A 24,383-nucleotide genomic window follows, 5' to 3' on the forward strand; every position below is an offset into this window, starting at 1 on the left:
ATTGAGGTTGCTATGTCTATTCTGGTTAAAAATAACATTCATTGGGTTGGCCAACGTGACTGGGAAGTCCGTGATTTTCACGGTACCGAATACAAAACGCTGCGCGGCAGCAGCTACAACAGCTATCTCATCCGTGAAGAGAAAAATGTCCTGATCGATACCGTCGATCACAAATTCAGCCGCGAGTTCGTGCAGAACCTGCGCAGCGAGATTGACCTCGCAGACATCGATTACATCATTATTAACCATGCAGAAGAAGACCACGCCGGGGCGCTGACCGAACTGATGACCCAGATCCCGGATACGCCAATCTACTGCACCGCCAACGCGATTGACTCTATCAACGGACATCACCATCACCCGGAATGGAACTTTAACGTCGTAAAAACCGGCGACACGCTGGATATCGGCAACGGTAAACAGCTCATTTTCGTCGAAACCCCAATGCTTCACTGGCCGGACAGCATGATGACCTACATGACCGGCGACGCCGTGCTGTTCAGTAACGACGCCTTTGGTCAGCACTACTGCGACGAACGCCTGTTCAACGACGAAGTGGATCAGACAGAGCTGTTTGAACAGTGTCAGCGCTACTACGCCAACATCCTGACGCCGTTTAGCCGCCTGGTCACCCCAAAAATCACGGAGATCCTCGGTTTCAACCTGCCAGTAGATATGATTGCCACCTCACACGGCGTGGTATGGCGAGATAACCCAACGCAAATCGTTGAACTGTATCTGAAATGGGCGGCCGATTATCAGGAAGACCGCATCACCATTTTCTACGACACCATGTCTAATAACACCCGCATGATGGCAGATGCGATTGCCCAGGGTATCAATGAAGTCGATCCGAACGTGGCAGTGAAAATCTTTAACGTCGCACGCAGCGATAAAAACGAAATTCTGACCAACGTTTTCCGTTCTAAAGGTGTGCTGGTGGGAACGTCCACCATGAACAACGTCATGATGCCGAAAATCGCCGGCCTGGTAGAAGAGATGACCGGCCTGCGCTTTCGCAACAAACGCGCCAGTGCCTTTGGCTCTCATGGCTGGAGCGGCGGCGCGGTAGACCGCTTATCCACTCGTTTACAGGATGCCGGTTTTGAAATGTCCCTGAGCCTGAAAGCGAAATGGCGTCCGGATCAGGATGCACTGGAGTTGTGCCGTCAGCACGGACGCGAAATTGCTCGTCAATGGGCGCTAGCCCCGTTGCCGCAGGACACGGTAAAAACAGCCCCCCAGGAAGAAGCCTGCGCCTGCGCCGCCGCTGCGGCAGCCGACCTCGGTCCAGCTATGCAGTGCAGCGTGTGCCAGTGGATATACGATCCGGCGAAAGGTGAACCGATGCAGGACGTCGCACCGGGTACGCAGTGGAGTGACGTTCCGGACAATTTCCTGTGTCCGGAATGTTCATTAGGGAAAGAGGTCTTCGACGTTCTGGCAACGGAGGCAAAATGAGCCGCGGAATCATCATTATTGGTTCGGGCTTCGCCGCCCGCCAGTTAGTCAAAAACCTCCGCAAGCAGGATGCGGAGATACCGTTAACCCTGATCGCCGCCGACAGCATGGATGAATACAACAAGCCCGATCTTAGCCATGTGATAAGCCAGATGCAGCGCGCAGACGAACTCACCCGCCAGTCGGCGGGGGAGTTTGCCGAGCAATATAATCTGCGGCTTTTTCCGCATACCCGGATCACCGATATTGATGCCGACGCCCATGTGATCAAAAGTCAGGACAAGCAGTGGCAGTATGAAAAACTGGTTCTCGCTATTGGCGCTACTGCCTTTGTGCCACCGGTACCTGGCAGTGAGTTAATGCTCACTTTGAACAGTCAGCAGGAGTATCGCGCCTGCGAAACGCAGCTACACGACGCCCAACGGGTACTGATCGTCGGCGGAGGGCTAATTGGCAGCGAACTGGCGATGGATTTTAATCGAGCCGGTAAAGCGGTGACGCTCATCGACAACGCTGCCAGTCTCCTCGCCTCGCTGATGCCGCCGGAAGTGAGTAGTCGCTTACAGCATCGCTTGACTGACATGGGCGTGCATCTGCTGCTGAAATCGCAACTGTTGGGGCTGGAGAAAACGGAATCCGGCATTCGCGTGACGCTCGATCGCGAACGGTACATTGAGGTGGATGCTGTCATTGCCGCCACCGGCTTGCGTCCGGAAACCGCACTGGCGCGTCGTGCTGGCGTAACGGTGAATCGCGGTATCTGTGTGGACAGTTATCTGCGAACCAGCAATGCGGATATCTATGCCCTTGGCGACTGCGCCGAGATCAACGGCCAGATCCTGCCTTTCCTTCAGCCGATCCAATTGAGTGCGATGTATCTGGCGAAAAACCTGCTCGGCGGCAAGGCGCCGCTGAAGCTGCCTGCGATGTTAGTCAAAATTAAAACGCCGGAACTGCCGCTGCATCTGGCAGGGGAAACCCAGCGTGGCGATCTGAACTGGCAGATTGCGGCGGAATCTGACGGCATGGTGGCCAAAGGGATGAACAGAGAAGGTCAGCTTTGCGCGTTTGTGGTAAGCGAAGACCGGATGAAAGAGGCGTTTGCGCTGTTGAAATCATTACCGGCGTGAAGGCGTGATGCCGGGGTTTCGTAGGCCGGATAAGACGCTATGCGTCGCTATCCGGCACATCACAACGCCCTTACCCGCGCGCCGCCGCGACCACCCCCTGCCCTAACGACAATCCGCCGTCCCCCGCCGGTAGCTGCTGCGGAAATAACAAATTAAAATCAGAGAGATAATACGCAAGTCGGGTTGACAGTAGCCGGTTATGCATCACGCCGCCGCTAAAAACCAGCGTGGTAATGCCGCGCAAGACCGCCTGCTCACGCATCATCGTGGCAAACCCGCTCGCCAGCGCATCGTGAAAGGCCCACGCGCGCTCTTCAGGAGTCGCCTGCCAGTTCAGCCACTGCTGCCAGAAGGTCGCCAGATCCAGTTGATTCCCCAACAATGGCATCGTTACCGGATGCGCTACACTCACACACTGCGAAGCCAGCGCCTCGAGCGTACAGGCGGCTTCGCCTTCATAGCTGAGTGAGTCTGGCGCACCGTTCAGTGCTGCCGCCACGGCGTCAAACAAACGTCCGGCAGATGAGGCCAGCGGTGCATTGATACCACGCTCAATCGCCCGCGCCAGCACGTTCCAGTTCTGCTGCTGCAGCGCCACGGTTTCCGGATACTTCTGCCAGTCGGAAACAAAACGCAGGCACTGCGCCAGCAGGTTGCGCCACGGCTGTTTAGCCGCCAGATCGCCCCCCGGTAGAGCCACCGCAGGCAGACCGCCCAGGTGTTCGCACTCGCGATAGTTCACCCGCAGGCACTCGCCGCCCCACAGCTCGCCGTTTTCTCCCATCCCGATGCCGTCGAGCGTCAGCGCAATAACATCGCCACCGTCGAGCGGCCAGCCGTGCTCGGCAAGGCAGGCTGCCGCATGAGCATGGTGATGCAGCACAACATCCGTCGGTAAATTCATCTCACTGGCCCACTGGCTGGAGACATACCCCGGATGCGCATCGCGAACGATGCGCTGCGGTGTGAAATCATAGATGTTCTGGATCAAACGCAGCGCCTCGCGCCACTGGTTCTGAATACCGTCATCGCTGAGATCGCCCAGGTGCTGACTGATGACCGCCTGTTCACCGCGCACCAGACAAAAGGTGTTTTTCAGATCTGCGCCCAGACAGAGTATGGGCGGTACATCCTTAAACCCCGGTGGCAGCGCCAGTGCATCCGGCACGTAGCCCCGTGAACGACGCAGCATTTCGCCGCTTTCGCGTACCACGGAATCATCCATCCGCTGCACTATATCGCGGTTATGCAGCAAAAAGCCGTCAGCGATCTCGTGTAAATCCTCCAGCGCCTGGACGTTGGTTATCGCGGGGGGTTTACCGCTAAGGTTGCCGGAGGTCATGACCAACGGGCAGTTAAGTTCCTGTAACAGCAGATGCTGCAAAGGATTGGCGGGCAGCATCACCCCAACTTCGTTAAGCCCCGGGGCAATCGCCTCACACAGCGAGGTAACGTGCCGCTTCTCCACCAGCACAATCGGCGCGGCAGGCGTGTGGATTAATTTGCGCGCCGCTTCGGGCAATCCCTGGTCATTCGGCAGCATTACCGCCAGCGGTTTGCCTGGTCGGTGTTTGCGGGCGCGCAGCGTGGCGACAGCGTCAGGGTTTCGGGCATCGCAGGCCAGATGAAATCCGCCAATGCCTTTCACCGCCGCAATTCCCCCCGCTTTCAGCAACGCAACCGCCGCCTGCAGTGCAGCGTCTTTTTCCGCATGCGTATCGCCGCTGACCCACTCAAGATGTGGCCCGCACGCCGGACAGGCAACGGGCTGAGCGTGAAAGCGGCGGTCATACGGGTCGCGGTACTCTCTATCACACCGCGGACACAGTGGAAATGCGGACATGACGGTGTAAGGACGGTCGTAGGGCATCGCCCGAATGATGGTGAAACGCGGGCCACAGTGAGTACAGTTGATGAATGGGTAGCGATAGCGCCGCTCGCCGGGCGTATTCATTTCGGCAAGGCATTCCGGGCAGGTAGCAGCATCCGGCACGATTTGCGTGTTCATCGTGCCGCCCGCGCTCTGGCGGATGGTGAACTCTGCGGGCAACTGCGTCCAGACAAACGGCTCGCTATCAATACTGTCAATGCGCGCCAGCGGCGGACAGTGTTGATGCAGTTTCACTATAAACTCAGCGGGATCTTCCTTCAGACGCACCACCACGCCATCACCATCGTTGCAGACATCGCCATGCAACTGAAGCTGCTGCGCAAGCTGCCAGACATAAGGTCGAAACCCGACGCCCTGCACCTTACCGCGAATGCGAAGCTGTGTGCCGGAGTGGTTGTTTTTTTCCATTATAGATTCCGCCGCCGTGTATCCCGAAATGCCGGATGGTGGCTTCGCCTTATCCGGCCTACAAAACGCAGTCAGCCTGTAGGCCTGATAAGCGCAGCGCCATCAGGCAAAAGAGTCGAACCATTTTACGCGGTTTTTCGTCGATCAGAACAACAAAGATGCGGCGGAATCGAGTGCCGCACGACGACACTTATCGGCACTGAGCTGTTCAAGCTTATTACGGTCTACACAAATCAGCGCATGGGTCGGGCAGGCTTCCATACAGGCAGGGCCTGCGTCGCGGTGATGGCAAAGGTCGCACTTGTTGGCCTGCGCTTTATCTGCCCTGACGTTCAGCCCCGCACCGCTGTTACGCACGACCGGACGCACCACCACTTCCATCGCCCCATATGGGCAGGCGACCACGCAGGTTTTACAGCCAATGCAGCGCTCCTGCATGACGTGAACAAACCCTTTATCACGACCGATCGCCCCGTTCGGGCAAACGTTCGCACACGGCGCGTCTTCGCATTGACGGCACAGCGTTGCCGTAGAGACGTTAACGCCTTTAATCACATGGATACGGGGTAAGAAAGTTTCAGGGGTTAGGGACGCACAGTCCTGGTTTTCCTGATGGGAAACCACACAGGCGACTTCACAGGTACGGCAACCAATGCACTTATTAGCGTCGGCAATGATGAAACGGTTCATCAAACTCTCCAGCATTATCGGATAATGTGCCGAAGCATTCACAAATCATGCCAGTTTTTATCTTATTGTTAAATATGGATAATTCCAAAAACAAAATGTCTGTAGCGCTGTCATCGTCACGAATGACGATGACAGGTGACAAATTTTACTGTGCGGATCGCGCCACAATGGAATCGCGCGAGATAAGCGTGCCGGTGAAGGTTTTCGGTGGCGTAAACGCGCCGCCATCAAGCATAAAAATAAGACGCCCAATGGTTTCCTGAACCATTTCGGTTACGGGGATTTTGACGCTCGAAAGTGCAGGAATGGTGTAGGGCGCCATCGCGATGTCATCAAATCCAATGACGGATACCTGTGACGGCACGGCAAGCCCGTTATCGTGCAACTGCTTGATTGCACCAATCGCCATATCATCATTGCTTGCCACCAGCGCACTGAAGGTCGCCTTACGCGACAGCAGCGTAGCCACCCCAGCCGCACCGCAGGCAGGGGTCCATTTGCCCTTCACGATTAACGCATCGTTTATGGCAATGCCGTGATGCGTCAGTGCATCTTTATACCCCGACAGACGTTCCACCCCGGTCGGAGAGTCCATTGACCCCGTGATAAACGCAATCTCCCGGTGACCGGCGGCAATCAGTTCAGTCACAGCGTTGAAGCTGGTCTGTTTTTGATCGCACCAGACGCAGTGGCTGCTGTTTTTCCGCAACCGACGGTTAAGCACCATTATCGGCTGAGTGTGGCTGTCAATGATGGCGTCGATCTCATCCACGCCGAGAAAACGGGGGTAAATCATAATCGCGTCACAGCGTAAATCGAGCAGATACTGGATTGCCTCTCGCTCCTCCTGTGCGCTGTGTTTGCCGTCAGCAAGCAATAGCTGGCGCCCTTTATCTTCTGCCATCCGCGCGGCATGAAACAGCAGCTCGCTAAAATAGACGCCGTGATAGAGGGTGTTGGTGACGACCAGTCCGAGTGTCTGCGTTGATTTCGCGGCCAGGCTGCGCGCCAGTAAATTGGGCCGATAACCGCTCTCTTCAATGGCCTGAAATACGCGGTCCTTTGTCTCCTGGCTGACATAGCCGTTCCCGGATAGCACCCTTGATACCGTCGCCTTGGATACCCCGGCACGCTGCGCGACCTCCAGCATCGTCGTCATAATGTTGTTCCCTTTTCTCGCAATGAAACGCAGTGTACTGCACCGCCGCCTGGTTGTTCCAGATGCTATAGATCACCAGAAAAACAGGAGTGACATAAGTCACATTTATGAAACATCGCAAAAATTATCCCTTGATCACTCATCATAAACTCATCATGATTTTGTGGAACCGGTTTCTCATGAGCATTTCATTACTCTTAATTGTTCACGAGAGCGCCCGGCACAAATTACACGTACCCTAATGATAAAACAGGATAAAAATCCTATGTCTAAGAATTATGCAGCGCTGGCGCGCTCCGTGGTGACGGCTCTGGGCGGCGTCGACAATATCAGTGCAGTCACCCACTGCATGACGCGTCTACGTTTCGTTATTAAAGACGATTCACTGGTTGATAGCGCCACGCTTAAAACCATCAGCGGCGTGCTCGGTGTGGTGCGTAGTGATAATCAGTGCCAGGTGATCATTGGCAATACGGTTTCTCAGGCGTATCGCGAAGTGACCAGCCTGCTCCCTGGCGATATACAACCGGTTGAACCTGTAGGGAAACCCAAACTTACGCTTAAGCGCATTGGCGCGGGGATCCTCGATGCGCTGATCGGCACCATGTCACCGCTGATCCCGGCGATTATCGGCGGATCGATGCTGAAGCTGTTGGCGATGATCCTCGAGATGACCGGCGTGCTGGAAAAAGGCTCCTCAACGCTCACCATTTTGACGGTGATTGGCGACGGTGCGTTCTTCTTCCTGCCATTGATGGTCGCCGCCTCTGCAGCGATTAAATTTAAAACCAATATGTCGCTGGCGATAGCCATTGCAGGCGTACTGGTACACCCCAGCTTTATTGATCTCATGGCCAAAGCCGCGCAGGGCGAACACGTTGAGTTCGCCCTGATCCCGGTGACGGCGGTGAAATACACGTATACCGTCATACCAGCGCTGGTGATGACCTGGTGTCTGTCTTACATCGAACGCTGGGTGGATCGTATTACCCCGGCGGTCACCAAGAACTTCCTGAAGCCGATGCTGATCGTGCTGATCGCCGCCCCGCTCGCCATTCTGCTGATTGGTCCAATTGGCATCTGGATCGGTAGCGCGATTTCCGCGCTGGTGTATACCATTCATGGTTATCTCGGCTGGCTCTCAGTTGCCATCATGGGCGCGCTGTGGCCACTGCTGGTGATGACCGGCATGCACCGTGTCTTCACCCCAACCATTATTCAGACCATTGCCGAAACCGGCAAAGAAGGCATGGTTATGCCCTCTGAAATTGGTGCCAACCTGTCTTTGGGCGGTTCATCGCTGGCGGTTGCCTGGAAAACGAAAAACCCGGAACTGCGCCAGACCGCGCTGGCTGCCGCCGCGTCCGCGATTATGGCCGGGATTTCCGAGCCCGCGCTTTACGGTGTGGCGGTACGTCTGAAGCGTCCACTGATTGCAAGCCTGATCAGCGGCTTTGTCTGCGGCGCGGTTGCTGGCATGGCAGGTCTTGCCAGCCATTCAATGGCGGCGCCGGGACTCTTCACCAGCGTTCAGTTCTTCGATCCGGCGAATCCAATCACTATCGTCTGGGTGTTTGGCGTCATGGCACTGGCAGTCGTCCTCTCATTCGTTCTAACGCTGCTGCTGGGCTTTGAGGATATTCCTGTTGAAGACGCAGCGGCTCAGGCAAGAAAAAATCAGGCGGCACAACCGGCTACTGTGAAAGGTGCCAGCGTCTGACTGGCAATAATTGAGGTTTACTATGTCTTTATTTCCGCAAGGATTTTTATGGGGCGGCGCGCTGGCCGCCAACCAGTCTGAAGGAGCGTATCGCGAAGGCGGTAAAGGGTTAACCACCGTCGATATGATCCCTCACGGCGAGCACCGCATGCCGGTAAAACTTGGACTGGAAAAGCGCTTTCAACTGCGGAATGATGAGTTTTATCCTAGCCATACGGCGATCGATTTCTATCATCGTTATAAAGAAGATATCGCGCTGATGGCTGAAATGGGGTTCACGGTTTTTCGCACCTCGATCGCCTGGAGCCGCATTTACCCTAACGGTGACGAACTGACACCCAATGAGGAAGGCATCGCGTTTTACCGCGCGGTATTTGCTGAATGCAAAAAGTACGGTATTGAACCTCTGGTCACCCTTTGCCACTTTGACGTCCCTATGCATCTGGTCAGGGAATACGGCTCCTGGCGCAACCGCAAGATGGTGGAGTTTTTCACTCGCTATGCCCGTACCTGTTTTGACGCGTTCGACGGTCTGGTGAAGTACTGGCTCACCTTCAATGAAATCAACATTATGCTGCACAGCCCGTTCTCCGGTGCCGGGCTGGTGTTTGAAGAGGGTGAAAATCAGGATCAGGTGAAGTATCAGGCCGCGCACCATGAGCTGATCGCCAGCGCGCTGGCAACCAAAATCGCGCATGAGATCAACCCAAACAACCAGGTAGGCTGCATGCTGGCAGGAGGAAACTTCTATCCCTACTCCTGTAAGCCAGAAGATGTCTGGACGGCACTGGAAAAAGATCGTGAAAACCTGTTTTTTATTGACGTTCAGGCACGCGGTGCCTATCCGGCCTATTCCGCTCGCGTGTTTCGTGAAAAAGGCGTGGTGATTGAGAAAGCGCCTGAAGACGATGCGATCCTGAAAAATACCGTTGATTTCGTCTCGTTCAGCTATTACGCCTCACGCTGTGCCTCGGCGGAAATGAACGCGAAAAATACCAGTGCGGCGAACGTGGTGAAGTCGCTGCGGAACCCGTACATTCAGGTCAGTGACTGGGGTTGGGGGATCGACCCACTGGGCCTGCGCATCACCATGAATATGATGTACGACCGTTATCAGAAGCCGCTGTTTCTGGTAGAAAACGGTCTCGGCGCGAAAGATGAAGTCGATGCCAACGGGGAGATCAACGACGATTACCGGATCAGCTACCTACGTGAGCACATCCGGGCAATGGCCGACGCCATTGAGGACGGCGTGCCGCTGATGGGATACACCACCTGGGGCTGTATCGATCTGGTTGCGGCATCGACCGGCGAGATGAGCAAACGCTATGGATTCGTCTATGTTGACCGCGACGACGCCGGTAACGGCACGCTGGCACGTACCCGTAAAAAATCGTTCTGGTGGTATAAAAAAGTGATCGCCAGTAACGGAGAGGATCTGGCGTGATGGTATTGCCGGATGGCGCTTGCGCTTATCCGGCCTACGCCTCTCACGCCTGTTCGATCACTAACTTCCCCTGCATGACTGCCACGTTCACCACAGTACCGGTGGGGAAACCCGCCTGTTCCAGCCAGTCGCCATTAATGGTTAACGATGCATGTCGGCTATAGCGCCGCGTGTTGCCGGTTTTGGGGTCTTCATGACGCTTCCTGACGTAGCTGACCTTTAAACGACGAAACGGTTTAACGATAGCGGTGTCAGTGTTGCCAGCTTCAATAGTCATAACTGTTCCTTGTTGCCCACAGGCAGAAATAAAACACCTGTATAAAATGCCAGTAAAATTAAGGGTGAGCAAATCTGAAACTGGAAGGAAGATTCCGGAATTAAAATGCAAAGAATGTAAGGCTGAAGTGAGGCTGGCCGGATAAGGCGTGTCCTCACGCCACCATCCGGCACTGTTTACGCGTCGGGTACGTCCAGTTCCGCAAACCCGCCGCACCCTTCCCAACCATCGAGCCGCTGATAAACGATCTCGACGGCATCTTTAATCGGCTGGGTCATTGGGTAATAAAAGCCGACGATATCCGGCTGAATGCCTAAGAAGATCACCTCGCCGACATCCTCCCTGAGCTGATCGACAAGGTAATTCAGCGGCATGTTATGGGTGGTCATCATAAACATCTCGGCGATATCGTCCGGGTCGATGATGCGGATCTCGCCAGGGTTCAGCCCCATGTCAGTGGCATCAACAATGAGCAGACGATCCGGGCGCAGTTCCCGAATAGCAACAATGTCGTTTTCCGGTACGCTGCCGCCATCAATGACGATCCAGCGCCCTTTTGCTTCAGCGGCACACTTTTCCGCCAGTAGTGGGCCCGCGCCGTCATCACCCATCATGCTATTGCCCACACACAGTAAAACGTCAGTCACGCAGTCTCCTCACCATCAGATAGATGGCGCTCTCCTGATGAATATTGTGCAGCAAGCTGAGCAACTGTTTGCTCCACGCCTGCAGCTGCGGGCTTTGCACGGCGAGCGCCCTGTCAAACGCACATGCCAGCATTTGCACGTGATTGACATCGATAACGATCTCGCCGTATCTAGGCACCCCCTCCATTTTGCGGCGGGCTTCACTGCCCGCCTCAAGAGTGGCGATCCATGCCTGGTAGGCGTCCCACGGACAGGTGAGCGCCGCTTCCAGACAGTCGATGACCCCAAGGTGGTGGCCAATCGCCAGGCTGTAATAGACAACCTGCTGCGCCTCTGGAGGCGTCGCATCGTTCTCATCAATAAACTTACGGCTCAGTTGACTGAACACCACCGTTTCACTCATCGGATACGTGCCTCTTCTACGACCTGATTAAGGTGTGTAACGATCTCAGTCAGACGCGGATCGTTTTCCGCTTCCAGCCAGCGCGTAACCTGATGTTCACCCTGCCCTAACTGGCGCAGGTAATCATCGGCAATCTGGCGGCCGTAGCGATAACCCGCCAGTCGGCGTGCCTCGCGATCCACTTTGACGCGTAGCGGCTGCACCATATCAGGATGGAGAATCTCAGCCGCCTGGCCGTCAAGTTCACCCGGCGCGCGGGCGTGAATTTTCTGCTCCAGCAGGCCCAGCGCCATCGCAAACCCGTACAGCGTTGCCGCTGGGGTTGGCGGGCAGCCGGGTATGTAGACATCGACCGGGACGATCTTGTCGGTGCCACACCAGACGCAGTACAGGTCGTGGAAAATACCGCCGCTGTTGCCGCAGGCGCCGTAAGAGATACAGATTTTCGGATCCGGCGCGGACTGCCATGCACGCAGCGCCGGGGAACGCATGGCACGGGTCACCGCCCCGGTGAACAGCAGGATATCCGCATGTCGCGGCGACGGAACGACTTTGATGCCGAAACGTTCGGCATCAAACAGCGGCGACAGGGTGGCAAAAATCTCGATTTCGCATCCATTGCAACCGCCACAGTCCACGCGGTATACGTAGGCCGAGCGCTTGATATTCTTCAGTAAGGACGCCTTCATGCTGGCGATGGATTCATCCACTGTCATCGGTACGGGAATGCCGTTGGCGTCGCGTGGGCCGAGTAAATTGCTCATTAGCTGGCCTCTTTCATATGACGAGTCAGTTCAATACGGTCGGACGGCACCAGGCATTTCTGGCGCTTGCAGTCCGGGCAGGTTTCAAAGCTTTCACGGTGGTGTTCCGCGCGGCTGTCGCCGTTGTGCTTCAGCAGTGCAATGGCATAGTCGATCTCCTTTTGCACCGCAAAAGGACGGTTACAGACGCGACAGTTGCATAGCGCGAAACGCGACTGCTGGAGGAAGTCCTCTTTCTTCCACACCGCCAGTTCGTATTCCTGAGAGAGTTTAATTGCCGCCGTCGGGCACACTTCTTCACAGCGGGCGCAAAAGATGCAGCGTCCAAGGTTGAACTGCCAGGCCAGCTCGCCGCTCGTCAGATCGGTTTCTACCGTCAGCGCGTTCGACGGACAGGCATTCACACACGCCGCGCAGCCAATACACTGCTGTGGGTTATGCTCCGGCTTGCCGCGGAAGTTTTTATCAACCGCAATCGGCTCCAGCGGGTAGGACGAAGTCGGTGCGCCGGTTTTGATGACTTTTTTGATAAAGGTAAACATGGCGATTCCTTATTTCAGCGGCGAGTTTTTACGCTCAATGCTGTAGCGCTCAAGTTCTTTGTACGGCACGACTTTGCTCTTCTTCTTGCGCACATCGACAACCGTCATACGGTCGGTGCAGGAATAGCAAGGGTCGAGGCTACCGATAATCAGCGGCGCATCGGAAACGGTGTTGCCCCGCAGCATATAGCGCAGGGTCGGCCAGTTGGCGTAGGTCGCCGCACGACAGCGCCAGCGGTACAGCTTCTGGTTGTCGCCGGTCATGCTCCAGTGGATATCATCGCCACGCGGCGCTTCCGAGAAGCCGAGCGCAAAGCGGTGCGGAATATAGGTAAAGCCTTCCACCATCAGCGGGCCGCCCGGCAGGTTATCCAGGCCAAAATCGATCATGTTCAGCGAGGTGTAGACCTCGTTGATGCGCACCTTCAGGCGGGAAATGACGTCGCAGCCCTGTTCGCTGTGAACGTCCATCGGCAGCAGACCATAGCCGACAAACGGGTGATCGGCGCGGGTATCGCGCGCATGGCCGCTGGCGCGCACCATCGGGCCGACGTTGCTGAAGTCACGGGCGATCTGCGGATCCAAACGACCAATGCCTACCGTGCGCTGTTCCATGTTCGGCGTGCTGAGCAGCATATCCACCAGTTCCTGCACGTCACGGCGCATCTGCTGCGCCAGCTGGCGGGTCTGGATCATGTCCTCTTTCAGCAGATCGCGGCGAATCCCGCCGATCAGGTTCAGACCGTAAGTTTTACGCGCCCCGGTGAGGATTTCCGCCATCTTCATGGAGGTTTCACGTACGCGGAAGAACTGCATAAAGCCAGAGTCAAATCCGGTGAAGTGGCAGGCCAGGCCGAGGTTCAGCAGATGCGAGTGCAGGCGCTCAACTTCCAGCAGAATAGCGCGGATCATCTGCGCGCGCTCCGGCACCACGATTCCCATCGCATTCTCGACGGAAGTGGTGTAGGCGGTGCTGTGGGCGAAGCCGCAGATGCCGCACACGCGGTCCGACAGAAAGGTGACTTCGTTGTAGCCCATACGGGTTTCCGCGAGCTTTTCCATACCACGATGGACATAGAACAGACGGTAATCGGCATCAATGATGTTTTCGCCGTCGACAAACAGGCGGAAGTGGCCCGGTTCGTCAGAGGTGACGTGCAGCGGGCCAATCGGCACCACATTGTTTTTCTTGTCGCCCAGCTCGTTGATGAACTGATAGGTTTCGGCATCGGTGGTCGGTGCCGGACGCTGACGGTAATCCATACTGTCTTTACGCAGCGGATAGAGTTCATCCGGCCAGTCGTCCGGTAAAACCAGACGGCGTTCATCCGGCAGGCCAACCGGGATCAGCCCATACATATCGCGCACTTCACGCTCACCCCATACCGCTGCAGGCACACGCGGCGTCACGGATGGGTATTCCGGTTTGTTCGGGTCGACTTCAACGCGCACGGTGATCCAGCATTTCGTGCCCTGCTCCATCGACAGTACGTAATACACCGCGTAGTGGCCGCAAAGCTGACGTTCGTCATTACCGAACAGCACGGAAAGCCAGCCGCCCTGCTTGTAGTACAAAAACTCGACCACTTCCGGCAGGTAGTTAACCTTCACGGTGATCGTCAGCTGATCTTTGGTCTGCCAGGCTTCGTCCAGCACCACTCCAGGAAAAGCCTGGTGCAGCGCCGCAAGGTAGTGTTGACCTAATTTTTCTTCAGACATGCTCAAACTCTCTTAAATCACGCCACCAGCAAGGAGACGAACGCTAAAAACGCAAACCCAAAACCGGCCCAGGTCACGCGGGAAGTGGCGCAAAAACGCAGGCGCGCCATGCTGTTTTCGAACAGGGCAATGACCAGCACGCCGACGAGCAGCTTGACGACGGCAATTACCAGCGCCAGCAGCAGACCGCCCGCGCTGAAGGCCTCCATCTGCCCCCACGGCAGGAACACGCCGACGAACATTTGCAGCACCACCAGTTGCTTGAGGCTAATACCCCACTTCAGCACCGCAAAACCGCTGCCGCTGTACTCGGTCAGCGGACCTTCCTGTAACTCCTGCTCCGCTTCCGCGAGGTCGAACGGCAGCTTGCCCATTTCGATAAACGTGGCGAACGCGCAGGCACAAAGCGCGAGGATCAGCGGGATGCTGCGCGCAGCAGGCCAGTGGTAGATCGTATCGGTAATAACGCTGATGTGGGTGGAACCCGCCACCTGCGCGGCGACCCACAGCCCCAACAGCAGGATCGGCTCCACCAATACGCCGAGCATCGCTTCACGACTGGCACCAATGGCGGTAAACGGGCTACCGGTATCCAGTCCTGCAATAGAAAAGAAGAAGCGGGCAATAGCGAACAGGTAGATTAAGGTGATCAGATCACCCAGTTGTGGCAGCGGCGAAGCGACCGTTACCACCGGCAACGCGGTGGCGATAGTGAGCATCACGCCAACCATCACAAACGGCGTCAGACGAAACACCCAACCGGAATCCGCGGGCGCAATACTCTGGCGGCCCAGCAGTTTGATCAGGTCGCGATACTCCTGCAACACGCCCGGACCGCGACGATTGTGCAGGCGGGCGCGCGCCACGCGGGTCACGCCGGACAACAGCGGCGCAGCGGCAAATAACACCAGCGCCTGAATTAACGGATATAAAACACTCATTCTCAGGCTCCTCGTGAAACCACAATCACCACCAGCACCGCCAACTCAATCAGCGCCAGACGACGGAACAGCAGCGGGGCCGCCGCATTCTGCCAGCCCGGAACCAGAGACGCCGGATTAAGCCATTGACGCAGTTTAAGTACCGGCGCAAAGGCCTCTTTCACCGGCATGGCAAAACCGTGAGCGGTAATGACCATTGACTGCTCGTGGTCGTAGCCGCAAACCCATGCCGCACCGCGTGAACGCGACGGCAGACGGTTGCCTTTGAACATCGCCATGATGATGAATGGCAGCAGCGGACAGGCAATCAGCAGCAGGGTAATCATCGGTTGCGAAACGGTGGTATTCGCCGTTTCCAGCGGCAGAGGCACTGCGGAGGAGAGAAGTGGCAGCAGCCACGGCGCAGCAACGCCGCCGAGCACGCAACAAATCGCCAGCGCCACCACGCTCACGCCCATCAGGATTGGCGCGCAGCAGGCATTTTCCGCGTCTTTCGTGCGCGGTGCGCCAAGGAAGGTGACGCCGTAGACTTTCGCCATACACATCACCGCCAGCGCACCGGTAATCGCCAGGCCAACCGCCAGCAGCGGCCCGAGCAGACGGCCGACGAACGCGCCGCTGTCGCCCAACTTGAAGAAAGACTGGTAGATCACCCACTCACCGGCAAAACCGTTCAGCGGCGGCAGCGCGGCCATCGCCATCAGCCCTACCAGCATCGCAATGGAAATGACCGGCATACGCTTGCCGATACCGCCCAGCTTCTCGATGTCGCGGTGTCCGGTACGAAACCAGATACTGCCCGCGCCTAAAAACAGCACGCTTTTAAACAGGCTATGATTCACCAGGTGGTAAAGACCGCCGGTCAGACCAAGGGCGATCAGCGTCGGCTGATTAAGGGCAATACCGGTGACACCCGCGCCCAGGCCGAGCAGGATAATGCCGATGTTTTCCAGAGTGTGGTACGCCAGCAGGCGCTGAATGTTGTGCTCCATCAACGCATACAGGCCGCCGACAAACGCGGTGATCATTCCGAGCACCAACAGCAAGACGCCCCACCACAGCGGCGCGTTGCCGCCGAGCAGCGACAGGGAGAGAATACCCAGCAGACCCACCTTCATCACTACGGTTGAGAACAGTGCCGCCGCCGGTGCGCTGGCGTTCGCATGCGCCTGTGGCACCCAGCCGTGCAGTGGGATAATACCCGCCAGCAGGCCAAAGCCAGCCACGCCGAGCAGCCAGATATCCGCGCCCAACGGCTGCATCTGAACACGGAGATCAAGCAAACGAAAATCCAGCGTGCCGTAGCGCGCCCACAACAAATAGCAGGCGACTGCCAGCAGTAGCGTTCCCAAACGCCCCAACGCAAACCACAGCTTGCCCTCTTTGCTGCACCCGGTCAGGAACACCGCGCACAGCGCCATGATCTCCGCCATCACCACCATCGTGCCAAGGTTGCTGGCAACCACCGCACATACCGCCGCCGCCATCAACAGATTCACCAGCAATCCATTGGCTTTCACCTGCGGATGACGATGCCAGTCAATGTTATAGAGGCTGACAAACAGTCCGCACAGCCCCAGCGTAATCAGCCAAATGGAATTCAGCGGCGTGATTTGTAAGCCATGCCCCAGTAAAGGCATCACGCCGGTTGCGGCCACGCCACGGGTCAGTACAAGAAATCCCGCCGCCGCTGTACACAGGCTGCCGACCGCGCCGCCAATACCGGCAATACAGCCGCTCAGCGTTTTATGAAAAGAGAACAGAAAGGCCAGCACGGCAGCGGCGGTAAACCAGGCCATACCGCTGGCGATCAGAGAAATTGCGCTCATTTTGCCTCCCCGCTCTGAGCCTGCTGAAACAAAGTGAGATCGCCGAAATCGGTATTGAAAGTCAGCTCACGTTTGCGTTTGCTCGCGCGAGCAATATCCATGTTGTTTACCAGATGTAGCGCTTTGGTCGGGCACATCCGCACGCAGGCCGGTCCCTGCTCATCAAAGCTACAAAGATCGCATTTGACCGCAATAGCACGAACACCCGGCACCCAGTCGAGCAGCGTGCTGACGCGCGCCGGTGCAGGAGGTGCAGGAGGCGCTTTTGACGTGTTGGCATTCGCCGGAATGTGCAGAGGACGGCTACCAGAAAATTCAATCGCCCCAAACGGACAGGCGATCCCGCATAGCTTGCAACTCACGCACAGGCTTTCATTGAGCTGTACGGCGCCGCCGACCCGGTTAATGGCGTTGACGGGGCAAACTGTGGCGCAGGGCGCATCTTCGCAATGGTGGCAAAGCTGCGGTGCAGATTCTTTTTCATTTAGCATCACTTTCAGGCGTGGCATAGACTGCAGGCCATACTGGCGATGCGTCTCTGAACAGGCGGCTTCACAGGTGTGGCAGCCAATACAGAGTGTGGAGTCAGCAATTACAAAACGATTCACCAGGCGTTCCTCAGGTGATAGTCATTTTTGACGAAAACATGCTGATGAAATGTCAGCTTCGACACCCATCGACACGCTTGTCCCTCATATATCGCAGCGTTCCGCCCTTATAGCGGTGCGCCCAACTGGCTCAGATTGATGGGTGAACCGTTCTCAATGGCGATATACAGTCTGTCGTAGACGCTGGCGATTTTTTCGAGATAGTGCTCCAGCACCTGCTCGCGATCGCGGTTGCTTATCTGCTCGTCCACTTTCCCGTCGATGCTCAATTGCGCCTGAGCAATCAGCCGCTTATCTTCGCCCTCTTTGGTTTCCACGTAATATTCGATAGTGTGGCTATTAAAGCCTTCCGCCATGGTGACGGTGATACGAAAGTGTTCGAACAGCACGAAACAGAGATCTTTTTCCGGTCCGCAGCTCATCGCATGATGCAAACGCGCTTTTGACAGGGTGATCCCTTGAACCAGCGAATTGCAGTAAAGATGCCACTGGTCCTGTAGGCGACGGTGCCGCTGCGCGATGTAGTCGGCTTTTTCGCTTATTTCCCAAATAGTCATGTCAGGTTACCCGATTAACAGAGATAGCCAGCGATAAGCATTTTTTATGCCAATTTTTAACTATTTGTTTTTAATGATCCTTTATAAATAAAAGCGACACCTCGCCGCGGAAATGACATGTCATTTCGTCATCGTCGTCATCGCCAAAAGAGGCGTCATTTCATGGTGGCATAATTATTGCTTATCCCTGCCCACCACTTCGGGAGGCGATATGCACGAAATTACCCTTTGCCAGCGAGCGCTGGAATTGATCGAACAACAGGCCGTTGCCCATGGTGCAAAACGCATAACTGGGGTCTGGCTCAAAATTGGCGCATTTTCTTGCGTAGAAACGGGTGCTCTCTCGTTTTGTTTTGATCTGGTATGCCGTGGCACGGTTGCAGAAGGTTGTAAACTGTACCTCGAAGAACAAGAAGCCGAATGCTGGTGTGAGTCTTGTCAGCAATACGTCACTTTACTTTCTCAGCGTGTCCGCCGTTGCCCACAATGCAATAGCGATACGCTGCGCATCGTGGCCGATGACGGATTACAGATTCGGCGTATCGAAATCGATTAGGCTTCATCGCCGGATGGCGGCAGCAGGTTTACTGCAAGAAATAGATCAGGAGTGAGCAATGTGTACTACTTGCGGTTGCGGTGAAGGCAACCTTTATATAGAGGGTGATGAGCATAACCCGCATTCGGCGTTTCGTAGCGCCCCCTTTGCCCCGGCCGTGCGCCCGGCGATGAAAATTACAGGCATCAAAACGTCTGAGTTCACCCCGAGCCAGACCGCCGAAGGCGATCTGCATTATGGACATGGCGAAGCTGGCACGCATGCGCCAGGCATGAGCCAGCGCCGAATGCTGGAAGTCGAAATCGACGTGCTGGACAAAAATAATCGTCTGGCTGAACGCAACCGCGCCCGCTTCGCCGCGCACCAGCAATTGGTTCTTAACCTCGTCTCCAGCCCCGGCTCCGGTAAAACCACCCTGCTAACCGAAACCCTGATGAAGCTGAAAGACAGCGTGCCCTGCGCCGTTATTGAGGGCGACCAGCAGACGGTCAACGATGCCGCGCGCATTCGCGCCACCGGTACACCTGCCATTCAGGTTAATACCGGGAAAGGCTGCCACCTCGATGCACAGATGATTGCTGATGCCGCACCGCGTTTACCGCTTGCGGACAACGGCATCCTGTTTATCGAAAACGTTGGCAACCTCGTCTGCCCGGCAAGCTTTGACCTCGGTGAACGCCATAAAGTCGCCGTTCTTTCTGTCACCGAAGGTGAAGACAAACCGCTGAAATATCCGCATATGTTTGCCGCCGCCTCGCTGATGCTCCTCAACAAAGTCGATCTGCTGCCGTATCTGAACTTTGACGTTGAAAAGTGCCTTGCCAGCGCCCGTGAAGTGAACCCTGATATCGAGATCATCCTGATTTCCGCCACCAGCGGCGAAGGGATGGAGCAGTGGCTGAACTGGCTGGAGGCACAGCGATGTGCATAGGCGTACCCGGCCAAATCCGCACTATTGATGGCAACCAGGCAAAAGTCGACGTCTGCGGCATTCAGCGCGACGTCGATCTGTCGCTGGTCGGCAGCTGTGATGAACACGGCGAGCCGCGCACAGGTCAATGGGTGTTGGTTCACGTCGGCTTTGCGATGAGTGTGATCAACGAAAGCGAAGCACGTGACACGCTTGCTGCGCTACAGAACATGTTCGAGGTTGAACCGGATGTGGGTGCTTTGCTGTATGGTGAGGGGAAATAATGCGTTTTGTTGACGAATACCGCGCACCGGAACAGGTGATGCAGTTGATTGAGCACCTGCGCGAACGCGCGGCTCACCTGCCTTACACGGCCGAACGTCCGCTGCGTATTATGGAAGTCTGCGGGGGTCATACCCACGCGATCTTTAAATTTGGTCTCGACCAGTTGCTGCCTGATAACGTGGAGTTTATCCACGGTCCCGGTTGCCCGGTTTGCGTCCTGCCGATGGGGCGTATCGACAGCTGTGTCGAAATTGCCAGCCATCCCGAAGTGATCTTCTGTACCTTTGGCGACGCGATGCGCGTACCGGGGAAACAGGGTTCTTTATTGCAGGCAAAAGCGCGTGGAGCCGATATCCGCATCGTCTACTCGCCCATGGATGCGCTCAAACTGGCGCAGGAAAACCCGACGCGTAAAGTTGTGTTCTTCGGGCTGGGCTTTGAAACGACCATGCCAACCACCGCCATTACCCTTCAGCAGGCGAAGCTACGCGACGTGCAGAACTTTTACTTTTTCTGCCAGCACATCACGCTGATCCCAACCCTGCGCAGCCTGCTTGAACAGCCCGACAACGGCATTGACGCCTTCCTCGCACCGGGACACGTCAGCATGGTCATCGGTACTGATGCCTATAATTTTATTGCCAGTGAATTCCAACGTCCGCTGGTGGTTGCCGGATTCGAACCGCTCGATCTGTTGCAGGGCGTGGTGATGCTTGTTGAGCAAAAAATCGCTAACCACAGCCTGGTTGAAAACCAATATCGCCGCGTGGTGCCGGATGCCGGTAACGCGCTGGCCCAGCAGGCGATAGCCGACGTTTTTTGCGTCACTGGCGACAGCGAATGGCGCGGTCTGGGAGTGATCGAGTCTTCCGGCGTGCATCTGACGCCAGACTACCAGCGCTTTGATGCCGAAGCGCATTTCCAACCGGCACCGCAGCAGGTTTATGACGACCCGCGCGCGCGCTGTGGCGAAGTGCTGACCGGAAAATGTAAACCGCATCAGTGCCCGCTGTTTGGCAAAACCTGTAATCCGCAAACCGCATTTGGCGCTCTGATGGTCTCTTCAGAAGGGGCATGCGCCGCCTGGTATCAGTATCGTCAGCAGGAGTCTGAAGTATGAATAGCGTCCAACTCGCCCACGGCAGCGGTGGTCAGGCAATGCAGCAGTTGATCAACAGCCTGTTTATGGAGGCGTTTGCAAACCCCTGGCTGGCCGAGCAGGAGGATCAGGCGCGACTCGATCTGGCACAACTGGTGGCAGAAGGCGATCGTCTGGCTTTTTCGACCGACAGCTACGTTATCGACCCGCTGTTTTTCCCTGGCGGCAACATCGGCAAGCTGGCGATTTGCGGCACGGCGAATGACGTTGCCGTCAGCGGCGCGATCCCTCGCTACCTCTCCTGCGGTTTTATCCTCGAAGAGGGTCTGCCGATGGAGACGCTGAAAACCGTGGTCAACAGCATGGCAGCCACTGCCCGCGAAGCGAATATTTCCATTGTTACCGGCGACACCAAAGTCGTTCAGCGCGGGGCAGCGGATAAGCTGTTTATCAATACCGCCGGAATGGGGGCGATTCCCGCTAATATTCACTGGGGCGCACAAACCCTGACCGCAGGCGATGTGCTACTGGTCAGCGGAACGCTCGGCGATCACGGCGCCACCATCCTCAACCTGCGCGAGCAACTGGGGCTGGACGGCGAACTGGTGAGCGACTGTGCGGTTCTTACGCCACTCATCCAGTCACTGCGCGATATTCCTGGTGTGAAAGCGCTGCGTGACGCAACGCGCGGCGGCGTGAATGCGGTTGCTCACGAATTTGCTGCTGCCTGCGGCTGCGGGGTTGAACTGTCCGAATCCGCACTTCCCGTGAAGCCGGCCGTTCGTGGAGTATGTGAACTGCTGGGCCTGGATGCACTCAATTTCGCCAACGAGGGCAAACTGGTGATTGCCGTTGAACGTCAGGCCGCCGAGCAGGTGCTGGCTGCGCTGCATGCGCATCCGTTGGGCCGCGATGCCGCACTGATTGGTGAAGTTGTCGAACGCAAAGGCGTGCGGCTCGCAGGCCTGTATGGCGTGAAACGCACGCTGGATTTGCCCCACGCAGAACCGCTTCCACGGATCTGTTGATATATCGCCCGGTGGCGCTACGCTCACCGGGCCTACGAGTCATACCCTGCCCGTAGGCTGGATAAGGCGAAGCCGCCATCCGGCAGAAATAAAATACGAACACCTATAATTCATATAACTCTCGTACCGCACCGCGGTACTTTCCTGGATAAGCACTATGTCGTATACACCGATGAGCGATCTCGGGCAGCAAGGATTGTTCGACATCACGCGTACATTATTACAACAGCCTGATTTACAGTCGCTGAGTGAGGCGCTTTCTCAACTGGTAAAGCGGTCAGCGCTTGCCGATAGCGCAGCTATTGTGCTGTGGCAAGCTCAAACGCAGCGCGCATATTATTATGCAACCCGCGACAACGGCAGCACCGTCAGATACGAAGACGAAACGGTGCTCGCTCACGGCCCGCTGCGCCGTATCCTTTCCCGCCCCGACGCGCTGCACTGCAACTACCTCGAATTTTGCGAAACCTGGCCGCAACTGGCCTCTGATGGGCTTTACGAGTCCTTCGGCCACTATTGCCTGCTGCCGCTGGCGGCGGATGGCCGCATTTTCGGCGGCTGCGAGTTTATTCGCAAAGAAGATCGTCCCTGGAGTGAAAAAGAGTACCAACGTCTGCAAACCTTTACCCAGATCGTTGGCGTGGTGGCCGAGCAGATTCAGATTCGGGTAGCCAATAACGTCGATTACGACCTTCTTTGCCGTGAACGCGATAACTTCGGCATTCTGGTGGCTATCACCAACGCTGTGCTCTCGCACCTCGATATGGATGAACTGGTCAGCGAAGTCGCCAAAGAGATTCACCATTATTTCAATATCGATGACATCAGCATTGTGCTGCGCAGTTCGCGTAAAAATAAGCTCAGCATCTATTCCACCCACTATCTTGATGAAAACCACCCTGCGCACGAACAGAGCGAAGTGGACGAAGCCGGAACCCTGACCGAGCGGGTTTTCAAAAGCAAAGAGATGCTGCTCATTAACTTGCATGAGCAGGATGCGCTGGCTCCTTATGAGCGCAAGTTGTTTGAAACATGGGGTAACCAAATCCAGACGCTGTGTCTGCTGCCGCTGATGTCGGGCGACACGATGCTCGGTGTACTCAAACTCGCGCAGTGCGAAGAGAAAGTCTTTACTACGGCCAACCTCAAGCTGCTGCGGCAAATCGCCGAGCGCGTGGCGATCGCCGTAGATAACGCCCTCGCCTATCAGGAAATCCATCGACTGAAAGAACGGCTGGTGGATGAAAACCTCGCACTCACCGAACAGCTCAATAATGTCGACAGTGAATTTGGTGAGATTATCGGGCGTAGCGACGCAATGTACAGCGTACTCAAGCAAGTTGAAATGGTGGCGCAGAGCGACAGTACCGTGCTGATCCTCGGCGAAACCGGCACCGGTAAAGAGCTGATTGCCCGCGCGATCCATAATCTGAGTGGCCGCAACGCACGCCGGATGGTGAAGATGAACTGCGCGGCAATGCCTGCCGGACTGCTGGAAAGCGATCTGTTCGGTCACGAGCGCGGCGCATTCACCGGTGCCAGCGCTCAGCGCATTGGTCGCTTTGAGCTGGCGGATAAAAGCTCGCTCTTTCTTGATGAAGTCGGCGATATGCCGCTGGAGTTACAGCCGAAGCTGTTGCGCGTATTGCAGGAACAGGAATTCGAGCGCCTCGGTAGTAACAAACTGATCCAGACCGACGTGCGCCTGATCGCCGCCACGAACCGCGATCTGAAAAAAATGGTCGAGGATCGCGAATTTCGCAGCGACCTTTACTATCGCCTGAACGTATTTCCGATCCAGCTACCGCCACTGCGCGAGCGTCCGGAAGACATTCCGCTGCTGGTTAAGGCTTTCACCTGTAAAATTGCCCGCCGTCTGGGGCGGAATATCGACAGCATTCCGGCGGAGGCGCTCCGCACCCTGAGCAACATGGAGTGGCCAGGTAACGTGCGCGAACTGGAGAATGTGGTCGAGCGCGCGGTGCTGTTGACGCGCGGCAGCGTACTGCAACTTTCATTACCCGATATAGGCATGTTTTCTACGGCGCAACCACCTGTTGCCACTGAAGTCGCACAGGATGGCGAAGACGAGTATCAGCTCATTATGCGGGTACTAAAAGAGACGAACGGTGTTGTCGCCGGTCCGAAAGGCGCAGCGCAGCGTCTGGGTCTTAAGCGCACAACGCTATTGTCACGCATGAAGCGGTTAGGGATTGATAAAGACGCGCTGGTTTAATGGGATCAGTGCCGGATGGCGGCTGACGCCTTGTCCGGCCTACATTTTACCATCCCGTAGGCCCGATAAGCGGTAG

General features: G+C 56.3%; 23 protein-coding genes. 10 read left to right on the forward strand and 13 right to left on the reverse strand.

The window, feature by feature from the left end; translation table 11 throughout:
- The first annotated feature begins 12 nt into the window (after positions 1–12).
- Together norV and norW are read left to right on the forward strand one after the other, a co-directional pair.
- Positions 13–1,461 (forward strand): anaerobic nitric oxide reductase flavorubredoxin, encoded by a 1,449-nt coding sequence (gene norV / locus HVY19_RS16190; protein ID WP_181681510.1) that lies wholly within the window; start codon positions 13–15, stop codon positions 1,459–1,461.
- Positions 1,458–2,591, forward strand: coding sequence for an NADH:flavorubredoxin reductase NorW (gene norW / locus HVY19_RS16195; RefSeq protein WP_181681511.1), 1,134 nt, complete (start codon positions 1,458–1,460; stop codon positions 2,589–2,591). The genes norV and norW overlap by 4 nt, the downstream gene beginning before the upstream one ends.
- 70 nt (positions 2,592–2,661) lie before the next feature.
- Here norW and hypF read toward each other — a convergent pair whose 3' ends face one another.
- The 3 genes from hypF to HVY19_RS16210 all read right to left on the reverse strand — a co-directional run bounded on the left by hypF (position 2,662) and on the right by HVY19_RS16210 (position 6,739).
- Positions 2,662–4,890 carry a carbamoyltransferase HypF gene (hypF, locus tag HVY19_RS16200; protein WP_181681512.1) on the reverse strand — a complete coding sequence of 743 codons (2,229 nt, stop codon included), beginning with the start codon at positions 4,888–4,890 and terminating at the stop codon, positions 2,662–2,664.
- A gap of 144 nt (positions 4,891–5,034) precedes the next feature.
- Positions 5,035–5,580, reverse strand: coding sequence for an electron transport protein HydN (gene hydN, locus HVY19_RS16205; protein WP_181681513.1), 546 nt, complete (start codon positions 5,578–5,580; stop codon positions 5,035–5,037).
- Between the two features lie 145 nt (positions 5,581–5,725).
- Positions 5,726–6,739: a LacI family DNA-binding transcriptional regulator gene (locus HVY19_RS16210; RefSeq protein ID WP_181681514.1), complete on the reverse strand. Its 1,014-nt coding sequence runs from the start codon at positions 6,737–6,739 to the stop codon at positions 5,726–5,728.
- A gap of 265 nt (positions 6,740–7,004) precedes the next feature.
- On the opposite strand from HVY19_RS16210, the gene ascF reads away from it, so the two are divergent.
- On the forward strand, positions 7,005–8,459 hold the full coding sequence (gene ascF / locus HVY19_RS16215; RefSeq protein ID WP_181681515.1) for a PTS cellobiose/arbutin/salicin transporter subunit IIBC: 1,455 nt from the start codon (positions 7,005–7,007) through the stop codon (positions 8,457–8,459).
- Positions 8,460–8,481: 22 nt separating this feature from the next.
- Positions 8,482–9,906, forward strand: coding sequence for a 6-phospho-beta-glucosidase (locus HVY19_RS16220; RefSeq protein WP_181681516.1), 1,425 nt, complete (start codon positions 8,482–8,484; stop codon positions 9,904–9,906).
- A 43-nt stretch (positions 9,907–9,949) separates the two neighbouring features.
- Here HVY19_RS16220 and HVY19_RS16225 read toward each other — a convergent pair whose 3' ends face one another.
- The 10 genes from HVY19_RS16225 to hycA all read right to left on the reverse strand — a co-directional run bounded on the left by HVY19_RS16225 (position 9,950) and on the right by hycA (position 18,193).
- Positions 9,950–10,183, reverse strand: coding sequence for a SymE family type I addiction module toxin (locus HVY19_RS16225; RefSeq protein ID WP_181681517.1), 234 nt, complete (start codon positions 10,181–10,183; stop codon positions 9,950–9,952).
- Positions 10,184–10,359: 176 nt separating this feature from the next.
- Complete coding sequence (hycI, locus tag HVY19_RS16230; protein WP_181681518.1) at positions 10,360–10,830, reverse strand: hydrogenase maturation peptidase HycI; 471 nt, start codon at positions 10,828–10,830, stop codon at positions 10,360–10,362.
- Positions 10,823–11,233, reverse strand: coding sequence for a formate hydrogenlyase maturation HycH family protein (locus HVY19_RS16235; RefSeq protein ID WP_181681519.1), 411 nt, complete (start codon positions 11,231–11,233; stop codon positions 10,823–10,825). The genes hycI and HVY19_RS16235 overlap by 8 nt, the downstream gene beginning before the upstream one ends.
- Positions 11,230–11,997, reverse strand: coding sequence for a formate hydrogenlyase subunit HycG (gene hycG, locus HVY19_RS16240; protein ID WP_181681520.1), 768 nt, complete (start codon positions 11,995–11,997; stop codon positions 11,230–11,232). Before hycG ends, HVY19_RS16235 begins: the two co-directional genes overlap by 4 nt.
- The gene (gene hycF, locus HVY19_RS16245) at positions 11,997–12,539 is read right to left on the reverse strand and encodes a formate hydrogenlyase subunit HycF (protein ID WP_181681521.1); all 543 of its coding nucleotides are present in this window, start codon (positions 12,537–12,539) and stop codon (positions 11,997–11,999) included. The genes hycG and hycF overlap by 1 nt, the downstream gene beginning before the upstream one ends.
- Before the next feature lie 9 nt (positions 12,540–12,548).
- Positions 12,549–14,258, reverse strand: a complete 1,710-nt coding sequence (hycE, locus tag HVY19_RS16250; protein ID WP_181681522.1) for a formate hydrogenlyase subunit HycE — start codon at positions 14,256–14,258, stop codon at positions 12,549–12,551.
- Positions 14,259–14,275: 17 nt separating this feature from the next.
- On the reverse strand, positions 14,276–15,199 hold the full coding sequence (locus HVY19_RS16255) for a respiratory chain complex I subunit 1 family protein (protein WP_181681523.1): 924 nt from the start codon (positions 15,197–15,199) through the stop codon (positions 14,276–14,278).
- Between the two features lie 2 nt (positions 15,200–15,201).
- Complete coding sequence (hycC, locus tag HVY19_RS16260) at positions 15,202–17,028, reverse strand: formate hydrogenlyase subunit 3 (protein ID WP_181681524.1); 1,827 nt, start codon at positions 17,026–17,028, stop codon at positions 15,202–15,204.
- Positions 17,025–17,636 carry a formate hydrogenlyase subunit HycB gene (gene hycB / locus HVY19_RS16265; protein ID WP_181681525.1) on the reverse strand — a complete coding sequence of 204 codons (612 nt, stop codon included), beginning with the start codon at positions 17,634–17,636 and terminating at the stop codon, positions 17,025–17,027. The genes hycC and hycB overlap by 4 nt, the downstream gene beginning before the upstream one ends.
- Before the next feature lie 107 nt (positions 17,637–17,743).
- Positions 17,744–18,193 (reverse strand): formate hydrogenlyase regulator HycA, encoded by a 450-nt coding sequence (gene hycA, locus HVY19_RS16270; protein ID WP_181681526.1) that lies wholly within the window; start codon positions 18,191–18,193, stop codon positions 17,744–17,746.
- Between the two features lie 211 nt (positions 18,194–18,404).
- On the opposite strand from hycA, the gene hypA reads away from it, so the two are divergent.
- The 6 genes from hypA (at position 18,405) to flhA (ending at position 24,307) form a co-directional block, all read left to right on the forward strand.
- Positions 18,405–18,749 (forward strand): hydrogenase maturation nickel metallochaperone HypA, encoded by a 345-nt coding sequence (gene hypA / locus HVY19_RS16275; protein ID WP_181681527.1) that lies wholly within the window; start codon positions 18,405–18,407, stop codon positions 18,747–18,749.
- A gap of 58 nt (positions 18,750–18,807) precedes the next feature.
- Complete coding sequence (hypB, locus tag HVY19_RS16280) at positions 18,808–19,680, forward strand: hydrogenase nickel incorporation protein HypB (RefSeq protein WP_181681528.1); 873 nt, start codon at positions 18,808–18,810, stop codon at positions 19,678–19,680.
- Positions 19,671–19,943 carry a HypC/HybG/HupF family hydrogenase formation chaperone gene (locus tag HVY19_RS16285; RefSeq protein WP_181684307.1) on the forward strand — a complete coding sequence of 91 codons (273 nt, stop codon included), beginning with the start codon at positions 19,671–19,673 and terminating at the stop codon, positions 19,941–19,943. Before hypB ends, HVY19_RS16285 begins: the two co-directional genes overlap by 10 nt.
- Entirely contained in the window at positions 19,943–21,064 is a 1,122-nt protein-coding gene (gene hypD / locus HVY19_RS16290; RefSeq protein ID WP_181681529.1) for a hydrogenase formation protein HypD, read from the forward strand. The genes HVY19_RS16285 and hypD overlap by 1 nt, the downstream gene beginning before the upstream one ends.
- Positions 21,061–22,071 (forward strand): hydrogenase maturation carbamoyl dehydratase HypE, encoded by a 1,011-nt coding sequence (gene hypE / locus HVY19_RS16295; RefSeq protein WP_181681530.1) that lies wholly within the window; start codon positions 21,061–21,063, stop codon positions 22,069–22,071. Before hypD ends, hypE begins: the two co-directional genes overlap by 4 nt.
- 157 nt (positions 22,072–22,228) lie before the next feature.
- Positions 22,229–24,307, forward strand: a complete 2,079-nt coding sequence (gene flhA, locus HVY19_RS16300; protein ID WP_181681531.1) for a formate hydrogenlyase transcriptional activator FlhA — start codon at positions 22,229–22,231, stop codon at positions 24,305–24,307.
- Positions 24,308–24,383 lie beyond the last annotated feature (76 nt).

It is taken from the genome of Citrobacter sp. RHB25-C09 (assembly GCF_013836145.1).
In the GTDB taxonomy this organism is placed as follows: Bacteria; Pseudomonadota; Gammaproteobacteria; order Enterobacterales; family Enterobacteriaceae; genus Citrobacter_A.

What these genes read in the sequence shown, in the direction of transcription:
- norV (WP_181681510.1), top strand. Translation starts at nt 13, where the DNA reads ATGTCTATTCTGGTTAAAAATAACATTCATTGGGTTGGCCAACGTGAC.
- norW (WP_181681511.1), top strand. Translation starts at nt 1,458, where the DNA reads ATGAGCCGCGGAATCATCATTATTGGTTCGGGCTTCGCCGCCCGCCAG.
- hypF (WP_181681512.1), bottom strand. Translation starts at nt 4,890, where the DNA reads ATGGAAAAAAACAACCACTCCGGCACACAGCTTCGCATTCGCGGTAAG.
- hydN (WP_181681513.1), bottom strand. Translation starts at nt 5,580, where the DNA reads ATGAACCGTTTCATCATTGCCGACGCTAATAAGTGCATTGGTTGCCGT.
- HVY19_RS16210 (WP_181681514.1), bottom strand. Translation starts at nt 6,739, where the DNA reads ATGACGACGATGCTGGAGGTCGCGCAGCGTGCCGGGGTATCCAAGGCG.
- ascF (WP_181681515.1), top strand. Translation starts at nt 7,005, where the DNA reads ATGTCTAAGAATTATGCAGCGCTGGCGCGCTCCGTGGTGACGGCTCTG.
- HVY19_RS16220 (WP_181681516.1), top strand. Translation starts at nt 8,482, where the DNA reads ATGTCTTTATTTCCGCAAGGATTTTTATGGGGCGGCGCGCTGGCCGCC.
- HVY19_RS16225 (WP_181681517.1), bottom strand. Translation starts at nt 10,183, where the DNA reads ATGACTATTGAAGCTGGCAACACTGACACCGCTATCGTTAAACCGTTT.
- HVY19_RS16235 (WP_181681519.1), bottom strand. Translation starts at nt 11,233, where the DNA reads ATGAGTGAAACGGTGGTGTTCAGTCAACTGAGCCGTAAGTTTATTGAT.
- hycG (WP_181681520.1), bottom strand. Translation starts at nt 11,997, where the DNA reads ATGAGCAATTTACTCGGCCCACGCGACGCCAACGGCATTCCCGTACCG.
- hycF (WP_181681521.1), bottom strand. Translation starts at nt 12,539, where the DNA reads ATGTTTACCTTTATCAAAAAAGTCATCAAAACCGGCGCACCGACTTCG.
- hycE (WP_181681522.1), bottom strand. Translation starts at nt 14,258, where the DNA reads ATGTCTGAAGAAAAATTAGGTCAACACTACCTTGCGGCGCTGCACCAG.
- HVY19_RS16255 (WP_181681523.1), bottom strand. Translation starts at nt 15,199, where the DNA reads ATGAGTGTTTTATATCCGTTAATTCAGGCGCTGGTGTTATTTGCCGCT.
- hycC (WP_181681524.1), bottom strand. Translation starts at nt 17,028, where the DNA reads ATGAGCGCAATTTCTCTGATCGCCAGCGGTATGGCCTGGTTTACCGCC.
- hycA (WP_181681526.1), bottom strand. Translation starts at nt 18,193, where the DNA reads ATGACTATTTGGGAAATAAGCGAAAAAGCCGACTACATCGCGCAGCGG.
- hypA (WP_181681527.1), top strand. Translation starts at nt 18,405, where the DNA reads ATGCACGAAATTACCCTTTGCCAGCGAGCGCTGGAATTGATCGAACAA.
- hypB (WP_181681528.1), top strand. Translation starts at nt 18,808, where the DNA reads ATGTGTACTACTTGCGGTTGCGGTGAAGGCAACCTTTATATAGAGGGT.
- HVY19_RS16285 (WP_181684307.1), top strand. Translation starts at nt 19,671, where the DNA reads ATGTGCATAGGCGTACCCGGCCAAATCCGCACTATTGATGGCAACCAG.
- hypD (WP_181681529.1), top strand. Translation starts at nt 19,943, where the DNA reads ATGCGTTTTGTTGACGAATACCGCGCACCGGAACAGGTGATGCAGTTG.
- hypE (WP_181681530.1), top strand. Translation starts at nt 21,061, where the DNA reads ATGAATAGCGTCCAACTCGCCCACGGCAGCGGTGGTCAGGCAATGCAG.
- flhA (WP_181681531.1), top strand. Translation starts at nt 22,229, where the DNA reads ATGTCGTATACACCGATGAGCGATCTCGGGCAGCAAGGATTGTTCGAC.